Source organism: Microbacterium sp. DMC48 (assembly GCF_056313825.1).
The window spans coordinates 65,923-80,501 of sequence record NZ_JBQUZN010000006.1 but is presented as its reverse complement, the minus strand read 5'-3'; the positions used below and the strand labels follow the sequence as shown (position 1 = coordinate 80,501).

Genomic DNA, 14,579 nt, shown 5'->3' with positions numbered 1-14,579 from the left:
GGGCCGCCGCCCTCAGCGTGTGAGGCGGGCCTCCCGCGCATCGCGGGCTGCGAGCTGGGCGAGCTTCGCGTTGTAGGCCTCGAGCTCGGCATCCCCCGTCCGATCGGCGTGACGATCGCCGCGACGCTGGGCACGTTCGTCGGTGCGGCTCCACTGGATCGCCACGGTGATCGCGAGGATCAGGGTCGGGATCTCGCCGATCGACCACGCGATGCCACCCCCGGTGTACTGGTCGACCAGCGGCGGCTCTCCCCAGGTGCGTCCCATCGAACCGAACCACTCGGCGACGAACAGCCCCGACGACATCATGATCGAGATGCCGAAGAACGCGTGCATGGCCATGACGCCGATCAGCGTGAGCAGCCGGAACGGGTAGGGGTAGCGCAGGGGCACCGGGTCGATGCCGACGAGCGACTGCACGAACAGGTAGCCCGAGATGAGGAAGTGGGCGACCATCCACTCGTGTCCGAGGTGGTCGTAGAGGGTCCAGCGGAAGAGATCGGTGTAGTAGAACGCCCAGAGTGATCCGACGAACATCGCGGCCGCGAACAGCGGATGGGTGACGACGCGCGCGAACGGCGTGTGCACCGCCCACAGGATCCACTCGCGCCCGCCGCGCGAGCCGTCGTCGCGCTTGGCGATGGCCCGCGAGGCGAGCGTCACGGGGGCACCGAAGACGAGCATCATCGGAATGGCCATCGTCAGCAGCATGTGGCCCATCATGTGCATGCTGAACAGATAGTCCTGGTACGCGTTGATCGGACCGCTCGTCACCCACAGCAGCGAGAGCATGCCCAGGACCCACAGCAGCGTGCGGTACACCGGCCAGCGGTCGCCGCGGCGATGCAGGCGCCACGCGCCGGCGAGGTAGAAGAAGAGGCCGAAGCCGACGGCGAACACCCACAGGATGTCGATGTCCCACTGCGTGAACCAGCGCGAGATGGTCAATTCGGGCGGCAGCGGCACCTCGGTGAGGATCTCCGCGGGCGTCTTGACGTCGGGAAGGCGCGTGTCGACCGGTGGGGGAGTTCGCGACAGCGCGACCGCCGCCCCGCTGGCGATGCCCATGAACACGAGCTCGAGCGTGACCAGACCCCAGAACCGGCGCGACGAGCGCTCGCCGCTCGGCTTCTCGTCCCGCTGGATACGCGAGATCAGCCCGGTGCGGTACCGCGCGCCGAGCGCCCCCATCAGCAGCAGCGCGACGACCTTCACGCCGAGCAGGGCCCCGTAGGCCGACAGCAGATACTTGGGCTCGACGACGCCGACGGCGGCACGTGCGACGCCCGACAGTGAGACGACGACGAAGGCCACGAGGGCGATGCTCGAGTACCGCGCCAGGACGTCGCCCAGCTCGGCTCCCCGCAGCTGGGGTCGCAGCACCATCAACAGCAGCAGGCCGCCGAGCCAGGCGGCGGCGGCGATGATGTGCAAAGCGAGTGCGGAGACGGCGATGTTGTGGCCGGCGTCGTCGCCGGAGTGGCCCTGGGTGGCCATCGGCACGAGGCTGGCGATCGCCAGGGCGGCCACGAACAACGTCGAGGTCCATCCACGGACGGCGAAGGTGAGCACCGTCAGCGCGGCTCCGGCAAGGGTGGTCAGCGCCCAGGCGCGACCGGGGTCGGTCGACACCAGGAAGCGCCCCAACTGGCCACCGAACTCGGCGCCGGCGTTCGGGGTGGCATTGAAGATGTTGACGAACGTGAAGAAGGCGGTGAACCCGCTCGCGACCGTGAAGAGGGCGGCCGAGATGGATGCCACGTCCAGCGCCGTGTCGAAGGGGCGCTCCCCCGCGCGCAGCGCGAACAGGGCGAGCACGAGCGATCCGATCATGCCCGCCGCCGACAGGTTCACGCCGAGAGTGACGATCGGCAGTCCCCAGCGCACGACCGGGCCGGCGTCACCGACGAGCAGCGGGGCGGCACCTCCGCCGAACACGAGCCCGAGCACGAGGGAGACGAGGGCGGCCGCGACGAGGATCGCCGGGCCCACGAAACGCATCACACGGGTCGGGATCACCCGTCCAGCCTACGCGGCGCCGGACACGCCGAAGGGGGGATGCCGAACGGCATCCCCCCTCGTGCAGGGCCGTACTTACTTGACGGCGGCCTTGAGCTTGGAGCCCGCGGTGACCTTGACGCGCTTGCCGGCGGCGATCTTGATCTCCTCGCCCGTCTGCGGGTTGCGGCCCGTACGCGCGGCGGTGGCGACCTGCTCGAACGAGAGGAAGCCGGGGATCGTGACCTTCTCGCCCTTGGCGACGGCCTCGGAGACAGCCGAGAACAGGCCGTCGACGACGCGGCCGACGGTGGCCTGGCTCTCGCCGGTGGCGCTGGCGATGCTTGCGACGAGCTCAGTCTTGGTGATAGCCATTGGGGTTGTCCTCCAGACGGCAGCGAATGCCGCCTTCAGTGAGATCGGACCGGACGACGAGCGCCCGGTTTGGTCGATGGGACCGCCCCCGAATATACCCACGATCCGCGGAAATCCGCGGATTTACGCCCTCCAGACGTCATTCTCCCCGGCGTGTCGGCGTCGTACGGTGACGGATGGGGCTGGTGTGACCACGGCATCCGCTGGCCGCGCGGCCGCGGATGCGGACATCGACACCGGAATCGGATGCCGAGGGCCGCCCCGTCCGCATCCGATGACGGTCTCCGAATCCGGCGTCGCGTGGGAACGCAGAAGGCCCGTCCCTGACGGGACGGGCCTTCGAGACGTGTGCGTCGGTGCTTACCAGCTCGACTTGGTCACACCGGGCAGCTCGCCCTTGTGCGCCATGTCGCGGAAGCGAACACGCGAGATGCCGAACTTCGACAGGTAGCCGCGGGGGCGACCGTCGATGGCGTCGCGACCACGCAGGCGCACGGGCGACGCGTTGCGGGGCAGCTTCTGCAGGCCGACACGGGCGGCCTCGCGGGCCTCGTCGGTCGCGTTCGGGTCGACGAGGGTCTTCTTCAGCTCGGCACGCTTCTCGGCGTAACGGGCGACGACCTCCTCGCGCTGGTTGTTGCGCGCGATCTTGCTCTTCTTGGCCATGAGATCAGCGCTCCTCTCGGAATTCGACGTGCTTGCGGATCACCGGGTCGTACTTCTTGAGCACGATGCGGTCGGGGTTGTTGCGACGGTTCTTACGCGTCACGTAGGTGTACCCCGTGCCGGCGGTCGACCGGAGCTTGATGATCGGACGAACGTCCTGAGCCTTCTTCGCCATTAGAGCTTCACACCCTTCGCGATGAGGTCCTTGACGACCGACTCGATGCCGCGGGCGTCAATGACCTTGATGCCCTTGGCCGACACGTTCAGCGTGATCTTGCGACCGAGCGAAGGAACGTAGTAGGTCTTCTTCTGCACGTTCGGGTCGAAGCGACGCTTCGTCCGGCGGTGCGAGTGCGAGATGTTGTGACCGAAGCCGGGAACTGCTCCGGTCACCTGGCACACTGCTGCCATAGTGATTCTCCTTAGTACCGTGACACCGGACGGTGCCACCCAAGATCCCTTGTCTGCATCCCTCTGAGAACACAGGGATACGAACTGCGTGCTGGAGTGCGCGCAGACAAAGAGTCAGTCTAGCACGGCCGGGCGTGTCGGCTTGACGTCGCGCCGTCGCCGATCACGCGGCGAGGCGGCGCACCATGCGAGGTGTCGCCACCGAGATCAGGACGAGCACCAAACCGGCGAAGACCCCGAGGACGACGGGCAGGGCGAGCCACGCGAGGGCGGCTCCGATCAGCAGGGTCGGGACGGCGAGTCCGACGTAGGCGATCAGGAAGATCGCGGCGAGCACCTCGCCGCGAGAGCCCGCCGGCGCGAGCGAGCCGGCGACACCCAGCGACGCACGGAACATCACGCCCACGCCCGCCCCCGCGGCCACGCCGCCGATCACGAACGCGGCCAGGGCGCCCATCGCGACGGCGACCGCGACGAGCACGATCCCGACACCCATCAGGATCCACGACAGCAGCAGCTGACGACGCAGGCTGAGTCGTACGGTGACCACCTGGGCGACCGCTGCCGACATGAAGACGGCGAACGGCACGGCTCCGGCGGCGAGTCGCGACGTGACGCCCATGGCCTGCGCCAGCACCGTCGGGGTGAGCGCCATCATCAGACCGAAGACGGCGAAGCCGGTGAAGGCGCCGGTCCCCGCCGCCCAGAACGCGCCCCGCGCGGCGGCCGGAATCGCGACGCGCTGCGGACGGTAGCTCCGGCGCTGCTGCCCGCGGTCGACGGTCTCGGGAATCACCGCTGTCGCCACGAGAGCGAGGACGAGCAGCCCGAGGAACACCGCGTACGGCGTCTCCAGCGGAGCGGGCACCCAGGTGATCAGCGCACCGGCGACGAGCGGCCCGACGGCCAGTCCCCCGATGTTCGCGAAGTTGGAGACGACCGGGGCGATCGTCGACGACGGCACCGCCACGGCGCGCAGTTCGGCGATGTGCGCCGTCGCGGTGGCGGTCAACCCGCCGATGCCGACGCCGGAGACGAAGCGGGCCACGATGAGTCCCGTGACGTCCTGCCAGAGCAGGAACATCACGGCGGCGACGATCTCGACGGCGAGCGCGGCGATGAACACGACGCGGCGGCCCCACCAATCGCTGACGTGGCCGACGAGGTACAGGCTCACGGCGACACCGACGGCATAGGCGGCGAAGATGACGGTCACCACGATCGGCGAGAAGCCGTCGCGCTGCTGATAGAGCGCGTAGATCGGGGTGGGAATGGTCGAGAACGCCATCGCGATGGCGAAGGCGAGCACGGCCGTCCAGAAGCCGGCGGAGTGCGCCGCACGCGAGCGGCGCGGGGAGGACGCGGATGCCGAGGCGGGCGCCCCGGCGGCGGGGAGGCTGGTGGTGGTCATGACCTCAGGATGCGCTTACCGTCGCATCGAGTCCAACGAATTCGATTGATGCTGTTCATCGACATCATCGATAGTTTGTCTCCATGGACACGAGGCTGCTGGAGTACTTCGTCGCCGTCGCCGAGGAGTCGAGCTTCACGCGCGCCGCGGCTCGGCTGTACGTCGTGCAGTCGACGGTGTCGGCCGGCATCCAGACTCTCGAGCAGCGCATGGGAACCCGGCTCATCGAACGCTCCGGCCGCCGCGTCGCGCTGACGGCCGCCGGTGAGCACCTGCTGGAGCCCGCTCGGGAGATCGTCGATGCGACGAGCAGATTGCAGAGCGCAGCGACCGGTCGCATCGAGGGCCTGCTGCGCGTCGGGATCTTCGTCAATCTTCCGACCCTGCGCATGCCCGAGCTGTTCGCCGCCTTCCGCGCCCAGCATCCCCTCGTGCGCCTACGACTCGTCTCGTCGCCGTCCGGTTCCACCGGGCTCGCCGACGAGCTGCGGCGCGGACGGATCGACCTCGCTTTCATGGGGCTGCCGTCGACGGAGCTGCCCGATCTGGAGACGGTCGAGCTCGTGCGCTCGCCCTTCGTCGCGCTTCTCCCCGACGCTCACGAGCTCAGCGCGCTGGCGGAGATTCCTCTGGAGCGTCTGGCGACCGAGGCCTGGATCGACGCACCGCACGGCTTCGGTCACCGCGTGCTCCTCGAACGAGCCCTCGCACGCGCCGGCCTCGTGCGCGAGGTGGCGACGGAGGTCTCCGCCGTCGGCGACATCCCGTCGTTCGTCGCCGCCGGCTTCGGCGTGGCGCTGGTGCCCGAGGTGCTCGTCGTTCCGACGGCCGGTACGATCGCGGTGCCCGTCACACCGGTGATCGAGTGGCCGCTGAGCGTGAGCACCCGACCACACGCCGGTCCGGCCGCGATGGCACTGCGCGAGGTCATGGTGCAGCGGTTCGCCGTCGACTGAGAGCTCAGAGCGTCGGACCGGCTCCGCGCCCCCAGCGAAACGGCGAGACGGTCGGATCCCCCGGGATCCAGAACCGCCACGGGAATGCGGCCGTCCCCGCGACGCCCGCCACTCCGACGCGGGGACCCGCCTCGACGTCGGCGCGGGCCACCACCGGCAGCCACAGTCGAGCGGACGCGCCGGCCCGCGGACGAGCGGTGACCGCGTCGATGCCGTCGTGCACGGGATGGCGCAGGCCCACGGCATCCCCGAGGCGACCGGGGCCGCGAGCCAGATCCCGCGCGACCCGCGCGGCGGGGCGGCGGGCGAAGGCGACATCCTCGCCCTCGATCACGGCCCCCGCGCGCAGCAGGATCCCTCCGGCCTGACCCTCGGGGGCGCAGACGACGTTGACGCACGAGTGGATGCCGTGGCTCAAGTAGACGTAGAGGTGGCCCGGCTCGCCCCACATCGTGGCGTTGCGGGCGGTTCGCCCCATCCGCGCGTGGGATCCGGGATCGGGCTCGGGCCCGGTGCCCGCGCCGTGGTACGCCTCCACCTCGGTGAGGCGCACGGCCACCCGCGCCTCGCCGACGGTGACCTCCAGCACGCCGCCGAGCAGGCGCGGCGCCACCTCCACCGGCAGCGCCGTGAGCGCTGCCCGGGTCGCGGGAATCAGGCCCGAGCGCTCGCTCATGTGCGCGGCGGCGTCTGGCACCACGAGATGTCGAAGCCCGCGAGGGCGCCGACCTCGGTGCCGGCCTCCGCGCCGGTAAGAGCCACGACGTGCGTGCGCAGGTGCGTCGGCATCGGCAGCTTGTACCCGTCATACGGGTTCGACACGGCATCCGGGGCCACCAGGAAGGCGGCATATCTCCCACTCGGGGACACGCACGACTGGATGAGGATGTCTTTCGGGTCGACGGAGAAGACCGGCGTCGCCTGACCCGCGGTGTCGACGACGTTGACGGTGGTCGAGCGCACGGTGAAGCCGTCGACGACGGCGAGCACCCGCAGCGTGTCGCCGTTGCTCATCGGCACCATCTTGTTCGTCTGGCCCAGAGCCTTGTCGGTCGGCGGCAGGTCGACCTGCTTGGCCGTGGCCAGGTCGATGGCCGCGGGCCCCTCCACACGCTCGACGATCGCGGTGGTCGTGCCGCGCGCGATGCCGTCGATCGACACAGCGTTGCCGAGGGTGACCGGGTCGCCGCCGGACGGGGAGATGAGAGTGAGGGCTCCGTCGTACGTGAGCATGAGGATGCTGTCGGTGCCGGGCACGAACCGCCAGTCGTCGACGCGGGACTCGCCGCCGCTGCGCTGGATCATCGTCGGCTGCGCATCGCTCTGCGCGGAGGCGAGCGAGGCCGTGAACAGCCGGGCTTCGCGAGCGCCCGGCGTGCCGACGGTGGCATCCGTGTAGGTGTAGCCGATGAGATCGCCCCGATCGGCGCTCTGCAGGTCGGTGACCGTGCCGTCGCCGGGGAGGGCGAGCTCGCGCACGTTGCCGCCGTCGAGATCGGTGACCACGAGGTGCGACTTCTTGTCGTCGTCGAGCGTCGACATGACGAGATGGCCGGCGGTCGCACGGAAGTCTTCGATGTGCGCGTTGGTGTAGACCGGTTCGGGGTCTTGACCGGCGAGGCCGGTGCGCAGGATCCGATCGCCGCCGTCGCCGCGCTGCAGGACAAAGGCCTGCAGCGCCGGCGTGGTGAAGCTCTGCGAGACGGATGCCGTCGGGGCGCCGCCGATGCCGCTGACCCCATCGATCGTCACGGTGTACGAGGTGTCGTCCCACAGCGGCTGGGTGAAGCGGATGCCCACGCTGCGTCCGGACGTGTCCACGGTGAAAGGCGCGGCGGGCGAGACGGTGACCTGGGTCGGCGTGACCTTGGCGAGGGACTGGGTGGTCGTGATGATCAGCCGCGAGCCGGCCGCGCTGACCGCGGCATCCGGGTCGACGCTCACGTTCGTGACGCGCGGACCCTGCGCGACCGTGACGGCGGCGCCGGCGAGTCCGATGACGGCCAGCGCGGCGACGACGATCGCGAACCCGGCGAGGAACGCGCGCGCGCGGCGGCGACGTGTCCGCTCGCGACGCGTCGCACGATCAGTACTCATACGGGTCCTTGGGCTGATCGACCGTCTGCACGGAGGCCGGCTGGATCTGCAGTCGTCCCCCCGCGTCGCGGATCGTGCCCGTCACGGTGACCCACGTTCCGGTGGCCGGGATGTCGCCCGAGGCAACCGGCACACTCGCCGGCTGCGCATCGATGACGCAGTGCGTGATGACCAGGCGCGTCAGTCCGAAACCGCCGTCGGTGGGGGTCACGAACCCGGTGAGCGTGATGGTGTCGCCGTCGAACGCCTCGGGGTTCGTCGCCGTCGCGAACACGCTCGCCCACTCCCCGACGCCGAACTTCGAGGTGTCTCCTGTGGAGGCCAGCGCCACGGTGTCGGAGCCTTGGAACAGCGGTGGGGCACCCGTGTCGCGCTGCATCGCGAGCTCGGCGGACAGCGTCGCCGGAGGCGTCAGCATGATCGCCGCGACGACGCCGACCGACAGCACACCGCCGGTCACGGTCGCGGCGGTGCCCCAGCCGCTGCGGCGCTCGTGGCCGTGGTCGTGGTCATGCCCGTGGTCGTGCGCACCCCCGGTCGTCGAGCGAGCGGAGCGCGTCGAAACGCCGGCGCCGACCTCGACGCCATCGCCGTGATCGTGCCCGTGGTCGGATTCGGCGCCCTTCGGCAGCGCGAAGCTGATCACCGCACCGACGAGGGCGATGACCGCCATCGGCACCGCGAACCAGTTCGACGAGGGGTTGATGTACAGCGCCAGCTGGCCGTTCAGCCACAGCACCACCGTGACCGCGGCCAGGCCCGCCGCCAGTCCCACCCCGAGCAGGCGCGATCCGATCAGTTCACGCAAGGAGGTTCACCACCGATCCGACGGCCACGGCGAACAGCACGACGATCACGACGAGCCCGACCAGCACCTTCGAGCGGAAGGTGGTGCGCAGCAGCGCGAGCATCTTGACGTCGACGAGCGGACCCACGAGCAGGAACGCGACGATCGAGCCGGGCGTGAAGGTCGAGGCGAACGAGAGCGCGAAGAAGGCGTCGACGTTCGAGCAGATCGACACGATCATCGCGAGCGTGATCATGGCCACGATCGACAGCGCGGGGTTCGATCCGATCGCCAGCAGCGCCGAGCGCGGCACGAGCACCTGCACGGCGCCGGCCAGGGCAGAGCCGATCACGAGCGCGGGCATGACGGCGCGCAGTTCGACGACGAACTGGGCGAGGCTCTGCTGCGCCTTGCCCGGCCCGCGGCCGTGCGCCGCGTTCTCGAGCGAGATCTCGCAGCTGGCACGGAAGCGATCCGTGATGAGGCCATCGGGGTCGGGATGCCGGCTGTAGAGCCACCCGATGAGGTTCGCGACCGCATAGCCGCCGAGGAGGCGCGCGATGAGGATGCCATCGTCGAACCCGAACGCCTGGTGCGTGGTGATGATCACGATCGGGTTCACGATCGGCGCGGCGATCAGGAAGGTGAGCGTCTCGGCGACCCCCAGCCCGCGCATCATGAGACCGCGCGCGAAGGGGACGTTTCCGCACTCGCAGACGGGGATGAGCATGCCCAGGAGCGACAGCACCGCCCGCCGCGCCCACGGCGCCCGCGGCATCCATCGTTCGATCGCACCGGCCGGCACCCACACCTGCACCACGATCGACAGCAGGACGCCGAGGATCACGAAGGGGAGCGACTCGATCAGGACGCTGATGGAGAGAGTGAGACCGTCCTGCAGCCGGGTCGGCAAGGCGGGCCCGGGGGCGAGGAAAGCGACCGCGATGAGCGCGGCCACCACCAGCGCGCCGATGCCGACGGCCACCAGGGGACGGGCCGGCGCGACGCGCACCTCAGTCGACACGCTCTCCGACCGGATCGGCGGCGCGCAGCGCGGAGCAGGAGGCGCAGAGACCGAAGATGTCGACGACGTGCTCGGCGGCGGTGAACCCGTGCGCGGCGGCGGTGCGCTGCGCCCACGCCTCGACCTCGTGGGCCTCGATCTCGACGGCGAGACCGCACGAGCGGCAGATCAGGTGGTGATGGTGACCGGTCGTCGAGCACGCGCGGTAGATGGCTTCGCCGTCGGGACTCTGCAGCTGATCGGCCTCGCCGCTGGCGGCAAGCGTCGCGAGCGCCCGGTAGACGGTGGCCAATCCGATGCCCGTGTTCTCGTCGCGCAGGGTCGCGTGCAGCGCCTGGGCGCTGACGAAACCGGGGGCGTCGGTCAACGCCTCGCGCACGCGATCGCGCTGCCAGGTGTTGCGCTGGGCCATGCCGGGAGTCTACCCGCGAGGGCTAGGAGCGGGCTGGATGCCTTCGCGGGGGGATATCACGCCTCGACCGTGCCGCGCCGACGCACGCCGTCGACGACGCGGCAGACGAGGTAGATGAGGAACGACAGCGTCGTGATGTAGGGGCTCACCGGCAGCGTTCCCGCGATGGCGAGCAGAATGCCGCCCACCGCCGCGGTGACGCCGAAGCCGGCGGCCAACAGCGGCACGGCGATGGGGCCGGTGGAGACCCGCATCGCCGCCGCCGCCGGCGTCACCAGCAGCGAGAGCACCAGGAGGGCACCGATGATGTGCACCGCCACCGCCACGACGATGCCCAACAGGATCATGAACGCGAACGAGACGACCGTCGTCGGCACGCCGCGCGCGGCGGCCGACTGCGGGTCGAGCGAGTCGAAGTTCAGCGGTCTCCAGATGAGCAGCAGTCCCACGAGCACGATCGCGCTCAAGACGATCAGCACCGTCAGCTGATCGCTCTGCACCGACACGATCTGACCGGTCAGCAGGCTGAAGCGGTTGGCGCTGCGGCCGTTGTAGAGCGAGATGCACAGGATGCCGATACCCAGCCCGAACGGCATGAGCACGCCGATGATCGAGTTGCGGTCGCGGGCGCGCGCGCCCAGCCAGCCGATGAGACCCGCCGCGATGAGCGAGCCCACGATCGACCCCGTGACGACGTCGACGCCGAGAAGGAGCGCCGCCGCCGCGCCGGCGAAGGACAGCTCGCTGATGCCGTGCACGGCGAAGGCCATGTCGCGCTGCATGACGAACACGCCGATGAGTCCGCCGACGATTCCGAGCACCGCGCCGGCCCAGACGGAGTTCTGCACCAGGGCGAGGATGTCGCCGTAGCGCGCCATCCCGCCGAACAGCGCGTTGCCGATGTCTCCCCAGCTCACGCGACACCTCCCGCGGGTGCGGCGACGGCGTCGCCGTGATGGTGGTGATCGGCATCCGAGTCGGGGGCGCCGACCACGACCAGGCGCCCGCCGACACGGGCGACATGCACCGGGGTGCCGTACAGGGCGGTGAGGGTCTCGGAGGTCAGGACCTCGTCCGGGCTGCCGAGGGTGAAACGGCCGCCGGTGAGGTAGAGGATGCGATCGACCTTCTCCAGCACGGGGTTGATGTCGTGCGTGACCAGCAGCACGCCGGCGCAGCTGGCGGTGCGGTAGCGGTCGATGAGGTCGATGACGTCACGCTGATTGGCCAGGTCGAGACTGGTCAACGGCTCATCGCACAGCAGCAGACCGGGCTCGTCGGCGAGCGCCTGTCCCACGCGCAGCCGCTGCTGCTCACCCCCGGAGAGCAGGCCCACGGGGCGATCGGCGAAGGCCGTGGCTCCGACGGCGTCGATCAGTGTCTGCACGCGCTCGCGGTCGCCGCGGCGGCGCACCGGGAAGCCGAAGCGGTGGCCGTCGACACCGAGACGGACGAGATCGCGGCCGCGCATCGCCGTGTGCCGGGGCAGCGGGCGCTGCTGCGGAATGTAGCCGATGCGACGATTCCCGGCCCGGCGCACGGGCGCTCCGAGCGCCTCGATCGAGCCCGCACTGAGGCGCTCGAGGCCGAGGACGGCGCGAAGAAGCGTGGTCTTGCCGGCACCACTGGGCCCGAGCACCGCGACCAGTTCGCCCGGCTGCAACTCGAGGTCGAGGCCGCGCCACAGCTCATGGCCGCTGCGCGAGAGCGCAGCGGCCATGATGCGAAGGGGAAGAGCGGAGGCGGGGGTCACGAACCCAGCGCGGTCTTGATCTGCGTAGCCATGTCAGTCATCCACGATACGTAGTTCTGGCCCTCCGGGAGCAGCTCCGAGGCTTTGATGACGGGCACGTTCGCCGCCGCGGCCTTCGCCTCGGCCTGCGTGGTCTCGGCACCCGCGGCCTGGGCGTTGACGAAGAGGATCTTCACCGATCCCCCACCGATGAGCGTGAGCGCGTCGAGAAGCGTCGCCGGCGGGACGTCCTGGCCCTCTTCGACGGCTTCGCTGAAGGCGGGCGGGGTCACGTTCTTCAGTCCGGCGGCCTCGGCGAGGTACAGCGGCACGGGCTCGGTGACGAAGATCTCGGCGCCGCTGTGCGCCTTGGAGATGTCGCCGAGGATCGGCGCGACCTTCGCATCGATGTCGCTGCGGAACGCCGTGGCGTTGGCGGTGAACGCGCTCGCGTCGGCGGGGTCGAGCGTCCCGAGCTGCTTCGCGATCTCGTCGGCGACGGCGGCGATGGTCTGCGGGTCGTAGAAGACGTGCTCGTTGAAGCCGTCGACGGCCGCGGTGGGGTCGGAGCCCGTCCACTCGGGCGAGAAGGTGACGGCGCTGATCAGCGGGGCGGTCGACTTCGCGGCATCCTTCAGAGACGCCATGAACGGGTCGTAGCCGCCGCCGTTCTCGATGAGCAGCTGCGCGTTCTGGACGTCGAGCTGATCGGCCGCGGTCGCCTCGAACTCGTGCGGATCCTTGCTCTCGTCGGCGATGAGCGAGGTGACCTCGACGTGGTCACCACCGATCGTCTTGACGATGTCGCCGTAGACGTTGGTGGAGGCGACGACCGAGATCGTGCCGCCCGCCGACGCGGAGCCGCTGGGCGACGAGGTAGCGGAGCTGGAACAGCCGGTGAGGGCGAGGGCGGATGCCGCGACGAGGGCGGACAGGAGGACGACGGGACGCTTCATACCGCCCAGCCTAGGACTACTGATAATCGTTATCAAAACCAGGGTGGCCGAAATGCTGTCAATTCATAGCCTCCGCTTGAAGTCGAGACCGCGCCGCCGACAGGCTGTTCTTCGGTCCTCGCGTCCGACGGCGCTCGCGAACGACCGTGTCACGTTCTCTGCGACCCCTCCGCTGTCGCCTTCGCCTCTCGAGGAGCCGTCATCTCCCCCTGGACTCTGCTGCTGCTCGCGCTCGGCGTCTCCGCCGATGCCTTCGCCGTCGCCCTCGGAAAGGGCCTGCAGCTGCGCGCGCACGTGCTGCGCACGGCGCTCGTGTTCGCGACCGCATTCGGGGTGTCGCAGGCGATCATGCCGCTGCTCGGCTGGCTGCTCGGTTCGACGTTCGCCGACGCGATCGCACCGTGGGACCACTGGATCTCGTTCGGCCTGCTCGCGCTGGTCGGCGGGAAGATGCTGTGGGAGGCGCTGAGCCCCGACGCCCCGGTGGACGCGGAGCACCCCGAGCACGTGCACGATATCGAGGCCTTCAGCGTGCGCGAGGTGGTGCTCCTGTCGGTCGCGACGAGCATCGACGCGCTCGCCGTCGGGGTGTCCTTCGCCTTCTTGAACGTGGACGTCGCGATCGCCGTCACCACGATCGGTCTCGTCACCTTCGCACTGTCGTTTCTCGCCGTCTTCATCGGCTACCGCATCGGCACGCGCTTTCGCCGCCCGGCGGAGATCGTCGGTGGCCTGGTGCTGATCGGGATCGGTACGCAGATCCTCATCGAGCACCTCACCGCCTGACGGCCCCCTCCTTGCCCGCGACGCGGCGAGGACCTACCGTGAACAGGAGGAGGGTGTCATGACGCGACTGATCGATCGGTTCCGCACGTGGCGCGCGAACCGCAAGGCGAACCCGTACATTCCGCCGGAGGGCCGCTTCACCGGCAGTGTGCTCACGCAGCTTCCCGGTGTGCGCGGCCCGTCGCTCTGGACGGGCAAGCGCGGTGGCCTCGGCGACGTGCTGCAACCGGCGAACCTGTCGGGCAACTTCCATCCCGTCGTCGACCCCGTCGACGACCCGCGGTCGCGCTGACCCGCGGTCGCGCGGACCAGGCGCCGTCCGCTCAGGCGAGGCCCGGCAGCGCGGCGGTCAGGCCGTGCACGAGGATCTCGGCGCCGATGGCCAGGATGAGAAACCCCATCACGCGGGTGATCGCGCCGACACCGGTCGGACCGAGCTTCTCGGCCAGCGGTGTGCCGTAGCGCAGGAGCACCGCGATCACCGCCGCGATGACGAGGACGGCGAGCACGATCCCGACGCGGTCCAGGATGCCGGGATTGCGCGCCGCGAGTCCCACGATCACGCCGATCGCACCGGGGCCGGCGATGAGCGGCAGCGCCATCGGCGAGAAGCTGATGTCGGTCTTCGTGGCGGCATGCTCCTTCTCGGCATCCGAGGCCCCCGCGCCCAGCGCGCGCGGCACGACCATGCCGAACCCGGAGTGCATCACGACGAGGCCGCCGGCGATCTGCAGCGCGCCCAGCGAGATGCCGAAGAACTGCAGGATCAGGGTTCCGAGCAGCGCGAAGACGGTCAGGATGGCGGCGACGTAGATGCCCGTGAGCCACGACTGCCGGCGCCGGTCGGCCTCGTCGAGGTGGGCGGACAGCCCGGCGTAGGCCGCAACCGCCCCGATCGGGTTCGTGATCGGGACGAGCGCCGCGAGCGCGGCGACGAAGACGGTCAGCATGCCTTCATTGTGTCGCAG

General features: G+C 69.9%; 18 protein-coding genes. 3 read left to right on the top strand and 15 right to left on the bottom strand.

The window, feature by feature from the left end; genetic code table 11:
- Positions 1–12: 12 nt before the first annotated feature.
- The 6 genes from ACT53O_RS12405 to ACT53O_RS12380 form a co-directional block, all read right to left on the bottom strand.
- A complete protein-coding gene (locus ACT53O_RS12405; protein WP_204359887.1) occupies positions 13–2,001 on the bottom strand; it encodes a bifunctional copper resistance protein CopD/cytochrome c oxidase assembly protein in 1,989 nt (662 codons plus the stop codon).
- 93 nt (positions 2,002–2,094) lie between these two features.
- The gene (locus ACT53O_RS12400) at positions 2,095–2,373 is read right to left on the bottom strand and encodes an HU family DNA-binding protein (protein WP_005051774.1); all 279 of its coding nucleotides are present in this window, start codon (positions 2,371–2,373) and stop codon (positions 2,095–2,097) included.
- Between the two features lie 360 nt (positions 2,374–2,733).
- On the bottom strand, positions 2,734–3,039 hold the full coding sequence (gene rpsN / locus ACT53O_RS12395) for a 30S ribosomal protein S14 (RefSeq protein ID WP_005051773.1): 306 nt from the start codon (positions 3,037–3,039) through the stop codon (positions 2,734–2,736).
- A gap of 4 nt (positions 3,040–3,043) precedes the next feature.
- Positions 3,044–3,214, bottom strand: a complete 171-nt coding sequence (gene rpmG / locus ACT53O_RS12390) for a 50S ribosomal protein L33 (protein WP_005051772.1) — start codon at positions 3,212–3,214, stop codon at positions 3,044–3,046.
- On the bottom strand, positions 3,214–3,450 hold the full coding sequence (gene rpmB, locus ACT53O_RS12385) for a 50S ribosomal protein L28 (protein WP_005051771.1): 237 nt from the start codon (positions 3,448–3,450) through the stop codon (positions 3,214–3,216). The genes rpmG and rpmB overlap by 1 nt, the downstream gene beginning before the upstream one ends.
- Positions 3,451–3,613: 163 nt before the next feature.
- A complete protein-coding gene (locus ACT53O_RS12380; RefSeq protein WP_039413857.1) occupies positions 3,614–4,861 on the bottom strand; it encodes an MFS transporter in 1,248 nt (415 codons plus the stop codon).
- An 83-nt stretch (positions 4,862–4,944) separates the two neighbouring features.
- Between ACT53O_RS12380 and ACT53O_RS12375 the strand changes: the two genes are divergently transcribed.
- Positions 4,945–5,817, top strand: coding sequence for a LysR family transcriptional regulator (locus ACT53O_RS12375; RefSeq protein ID WP_135948769.1), 873 nt, complete (start codon positions 4,945–4,947; stop codon positions 5,815–5,817).
- A 4-nt stretch (positions 5,818–5,821) separates the two neighbouring features.
- On the opposite strand, the gene ACT53O_RS12370 is transcribed toward ACT53O_RS12375, so the two are convergent.
- Genes ACT53O_RS12370 through ACT53O_RS12335 form a run of 8 tightly spaced genes read right to left on the bottom strand, consistent with a single transcriptional unit; the run spans position 5,822 to position 12,825 of the window.
- The gene (locus ACT53O_RS12370; RefSeq protein WP_476152716.1) at positions 5,822–6,493 is read right to left on the bottom strand and encodes a DNA-3-methyladenine glycosylase; all 672 of its coding nucleotides are present in this window, start codon (positions 6,491–6,493) and stop codon (positions 5,822–5,824) included.
- The gene (locus tag ACT53O_RS12365) at positions 6,490–7,914 is read right to left on the bottom strand and encodes an Ig-like domain-containing domain (RefSeq protein WP_476152714.1); all 1,425 of its coding nucleotides are present in this window, start codon (positions 7,912–7,914) and stop codon (positions 6,490–6,492) included. Before ACT53O_RS12365 ends, ACT53O_RS12370 begins: the two co-directional genes overlap by 4 nt.
- On the bottom strand, positions 7,904–8,722 hold the full coding sequence (locus ACT53O_RS12360; RefSeq protein WP_208656988.1) for a TIGR03943 family putative permease subunit: 819 nt from the start codon (positions 8,720–8,722) through the stop codon (positions 7,904–7,906). The genes ACT53O_RS12365 and ACT53O_RS12360 overlap by 11 nt, the downstream gene beginning before the upstream one ends.
- Positions 8,715–9,725 carry a permease gene (locus ACT53O_RS12355; protein ID WP_051039652.1) on the bottom strand — a complete coding sequence of 337 codons (1,011 nt, stop codon included), beginning with the start codon at positions 9,723–9,725 and terminating at the stop codon, positions 8,715–8,717. The genes ACT53O_RS12360 and ACT53O_RS12355 overlap by 8 nt, the downstream gene beginning before the upstream one ends.
- Positions 9,715–10,137: a Fur family transcriptional regulator gene (locus tag ACT53O_RS12350; RefSeq protein ID WP_036321364.1), complete on the bottom strand. Its 423-nt coding sequence runs from the start codon at positions 10,135–10,137 to the stop codon at positions 9,715–9,717. Before ACT53O_RS12350 ends, ACT53O_RS12355 begins: the two co-directional genes overlap by 11 nt.
- A gap of 56 nt (positions 10,138–10,193) precedes the next feature.
- The gene (locus ACT53O_RS12345; protein WP_295818319.1) at positions 10,194–11,054 is read right to left on the bottom strand and encodes a metal ABC transporter permease; all 861 of its coding nucleotides are present in this window, start codon (positions 11,052–11,054) and stop codon (positions 10,194–10,196) included.
- Positions 11,051–11,857 carry a metal ABC transporter ATP-binding protein gene (locus ACT53O_RS12340; RefSeq protein WP_476153157.1) on the bottom strand — a complete coding sequence of 269 codons (807 nt, stop codon included), beginning with the start codon at positions 11,855–11,857 and terminating at the stop codon, positions 11,051–11,053. The genes ACT53O_RS12345 and ACT53O_RS12340 overlap by 4 nt, the downstream gene beginning before the upstream one ends.
- Positions 11,858–11,886: 29 nt before the next feature.
- Positions 11,887–12,825, bottom strand: a complete 939-nt coding sequence (locus ACT53O_RS12335; protein WP_476152710.1) for a metal ABC transporter solute-binding protein, Zn/Mn family — start codon at positions 12,823–12,825, stop codon at positions 11,887–11,889.
- A gap of 294 nt (positions 12,826–13,119) precedes the next feature.
- Here ACT53O_RS12335 and ACT53O_RS12330 point away from each other — a divergent pair, with 294 nt between their 5' ends.
- Positions 13,120–13,611 carry a manganese efflux pump MntP gene (locus ACT53O_RS12330; RefSeq protein ID WP_231477160.1) on the top strand — a complete coding sequence of 164 codons (492 nt, stop codon included), beginning with the start codon at positions 13,120–13,122 and terminating at the stop codon, positions 13,609–13,611.
- Between the two features lie 58 nt (positions 13,612–13,669).
- Entirely contained in the window at positions 13,670–13,903 is a 234-nt protein-coding gene (locus ACT53O_RS12325) for a hypothetical protein (RefSeq protein ID WP_036321353.1), read from the top strand.
- 31 nt (positions 13,904–13,934) lie between these two features.
- Here the strand turns inward: ACT53O_RS12325 and ACT53O_RS12320 are convergent, their stop codons facing one another.
- A complete protein-coding gene (locus ACT53O_RS12320) occupies positions 13,935–14,561 on the bottom strand; it encodes a MarC family protein (protein ID WP_112932047.1) in 627 nt (208 codons plus the stop codon).
- Between the last annotated feature and the right edge of the window lie 18 nt (positions 14,562–14,579).

What these genes read in the sequence shown, in the direction of transcription:
- ACT53O_RS12405 (WP_204359887.1), bottom strand. Translation starts at nt 2,001, where the DNA reads ATGCGTTTCGTGGGCCCGGCGATCCTCGTCGCGGCCGCCCTCGTCTCC.
- ACT53O_RS12400 (WP_005051774.1), bottom strand. Translation starts at nt 2,373, where the DNA reads ATGGCTATCACCAAGACTGAGCTCGTCGCAAGCATCGCCAGCGCCACC.
- rpsN (WP_005051773.1), bottom strand. Translation starts at nt 3,039, where the DNA reads ATGGCCAAGAAGAGCAAGATCGCGCGCAACAACCAGCGCGAGGAGGTC.
- rpmG (WP_005051772.1), bottom strand. Translation starts at nt 3,214, where the DNA reads ATGGCGAAGAAGGCTCAGGACGTTCGTCCGATCATCAAGCTCCGGTCG.
- rpmB (WP_005051771.1), bottom strand. Translation starts at nt 3,450, where the DNA reads ATGGCAGCAGTGTGCCAGGTGACCGGAGCAGTTCCCGGCTTCGGTCAC.
- ACT53O_RS12380 (WP_039413857.1), bottom strand. Translation starts at nt 4,861, where the DNA reads ATGACCACCACCAGCCTCCCCGCCGCCGGGGCGCCCGCCTCGGCATCC.
- ACT53O_RS12375 (WP_135948769.1), top strand. Translation starts at nt 4,945, where the DNA reads ATGGACACGAGGCTGCTGGAGTACTTCGTCGCCGTCGCCGAGGAGTCG.
- ACT53O_RS12370 (WP_476152716.1), bottom strand. Translation starts at nt 6,493, where the DNA reads ATGAGCGAGCGCTCGGGCCTGATTCCCGCGACCCGGGCAGCGCTCACG.
- ACT53O_RS12365 (WP_476152714.1), bottom strand. Translation starts at nt 7,914, where the DNA reads ATGAGTACTGATCGTGCGACGCGTCGCGAGCGGACACGTCGCCGCCGC.
- ACT53O_RS12350 (WP_036321364.1), bottom strand. Translation starts at nt 10,137, where the DNA reads ATGGCCCAGCGCAACACCTGGCAGCGCGATCGCGTGCGCGAGGCGTTG.
- ACT53O_RS12340 (WP_476153157.1), bottom strand. Translation starts at nt 11,857, where the DNA reads ATGGCCGCTGCGCTCTCGCGCAGCGGCCATGAGCTGTGGCGCGGCCTC.
- ACT53O_RS12335 (WP_476152710.1), bottom strand. Translation starts at nt 12,825, where the DNA reads ATGAAGCGTCCCGTCGTCCTCCTGTCCGCCCTCGTCGCGGCATCCGCC.
- ACT53O_RS12325 (WP_036321353.1), top strand. Translation starts at nt 13,670, where the DNA reads ATGACGCGACTGATCGATCGGTTCCGCACGTGGCGCGCGAACCGCAAG.
- ACT53O_RS12320 (WP_112932047.1), bottom strand. Translation starts at nt 14,561, where the DNA reads ATGCTGACCGTCTTCGTCGCCGCGCTCGCGGCGCTCGTCCCGATCACG.